A 2,068-nucleotide genomic window follows, 5' to 3' on the forward strand; every position below is an offset into this window, starting at 1 on the left:
ACCCAGCGGGTCTCGTTGTCCACTCCTTGGAGCTGATGACGCTCAGGTGAATCTCCCCAGTTCTGCTCACTGAAATTCCCCACCCTGTGGCCCCATCCGGGGACGGGCGGGGCTCCTTCGATGATGGCGGTCTCTGACCACACGCCTACTCGAAGGAGCCCCTCGTCCCATGCTGTCACGGGAGGAAGACATCGACGCGCACGCGTTGGCCCGCCAGGGCTGGACGATCTCAGCGATCGCCCGGCACCTGGGTCGGGACCGCAAGACCATCCGCGCCTACCTGCGCGGGGACCGGGTTGCCGGCGTCCGCAAGCCCTCGGGCGAGGACCCGTTCGAGCCGTTCGTGGACTACGTCCGCGCCCGCCTGGCCGAGGACCCGCACCTGTGGGCGGTGACCCTCTACGACGAGGTCGTGGAGCTCGGGTACGACAAGGCGTACAGCACCTTCACCCGGCAGGTCCGCACCCGCGGGCTGCGGCCGCACTGCGAGCCGTGCGCCGGCACGAAGGGCCGCCCAGCGGCGGTGATCGAGCACCCGCCCGGTGAGGAGACCCAGTGGGACTGGGTCGAGCTGCCCGACCCACCCGAGCACTGGGGCTGGGGCGCCACCGCCCACCTGCTCGTCGGTGCCCTGGCCCACTCCGGGCGGTGGCGCGGCGTGCTGTGCCCCGCGATGGACCAGCCTCACCTCATCGATGCTCTCGACCGCGTGACGAGAACGCTCGGCGGGGTGACGCGCTCGTGGCGGTTCGACCGGATGGCCACCGTGTGCCACCCGGCCACCGGGCGTGTGTCCTCCTCCTTCGCCACCGTGGCCAAGCACTACGGGGTCCACGTCGACATCTGCCCGCCGCGACGGGGCAACCGCAAGGGCGTCGTGGAGAAGGCCAACCACACCGCCGCCCAACGCTGGTGGCGCACGCTTGGGGACGACCTCACTGTCGAGCAGGCTCAGGCCTCCCTCGAGAAGTTCTGCTCGACTCGCGGTGATGCCCGCTTGCGGCCTGCCGGGGCGGGCGGCAAAGCGTCCGTGCTCACCCTCGCCGCCAAGGAACCGCTGGCGCCGGTCCCGACCGCTCCGTTCCCGGCCACGATCAGCGAGGAACGCGTGGTCTCGGCGCAGGCGCTGGTGTCCTGGCGCGGCAACTTCTACTCCGTGGCCCCCGAGCTGGCCCGCGCGCAGGTGACCGTCGCCTGGCGCCTGGGCACGAGCCGCATCGACATCGCCACCGCGGCCGGGACAGTGATCGCCCGCCACGAGCTCGCCCCCGACGGCGCCGGCGTCATGGTCCGCGAGCACGCCCACGTCACCGCCCTCGAAACTCGCGTCCTGGCCGGGCACGACACCTCCGCCCCGCACCGGCCTAAGGAACGCATCCCACCCGGCCCCGCGGCCCGCGCCGCGGCGCAGGCCCTGCGTGACCGCCACCACCCCCACGACCCCGCGACCACCGCTGACGTGGTGATCGACCTGTCCACCTACGACCGAGCCGCTCACGGAAGGAACACCCTGACCCGATGAACACCACCATCGCCACCGAGGACCTGACAGCACCGACGACGCCCTCGCTGGCATCCACCTACCAGCAGCTGCGCTCCCACCTGGCCGTGCTGAAGCTGCACGCCGCCGCCGAGCACCTGCCCACCGTCCTGGCCACCGCCCAAGCCGAGGGCTGGTCGATGACAGCCACGCTGGAGCACCTTCTCGGCCACGAGGTCGAGGCGACCGAGGCCCGCAAGCTCGCCGGCCGGCTGCGCTTCGCCTCCCTGCCCACCCCGGCAACACTGGCCGAGTTCGACTACGCCGCCGCCCCGAACGTGGACCGCAAGCTGATCGAGGAGCTCGCGACCTGCCGGTACCTGGAGTCGGCGACCAACGTGCTCCTCATCGGACCACCCGGCGTCGGCAAGACCCACCTGGCCGTGGGCCTGGGACGAGCAGCCGCCGAGGCCGGCTACCGCACCTACTTCACCACCGCCGCCGACCTCGCCGCCCGATGCCACCGCGCCGCGATCGAGGGCCGCTGGGCCACCACCATGCGCTTCTTCGCCGGCCCCACTTTGCTCG

General features: G+C 72.0%; 2 protein-coding genes. Both read left to right on the forward strand.

What is annotated here, in order from left to right; all coding sequences use genetic code 11:
- Positions 1 to 169 precede the first annotated feature (169 nt).
- Complete coding sequence (istA, locus tag GXZ33_RS00100; RefSeq protein ID WP_291338837.1) at positions 170 to 1,522, forward strand: IS21 family transposase; 1,353 nt, start codon at positions 170 to 172, stop codon at positions 1,520 to 1,522.
- The coding region (locus GXZ33_RS00105) for an ATP-binding protein (protein ID WP_291338838.1) at positions 1,519 to 2,068 on the forward strand (550 nt) is incomplete at its 3' end. The genes istA and GXZ33_RS00105, both read left to right, overlap by 4 nt.

The sequence above is a fragment of the Corynebacterium sp. genome (assembly GCF_012838985.1).
Classification (GTDB): domain Bacteria; phylum Actinomycetota; class Actinomycetes; order Mycobacteriales; family Mycobacteriaceae; genus Corynebacterium.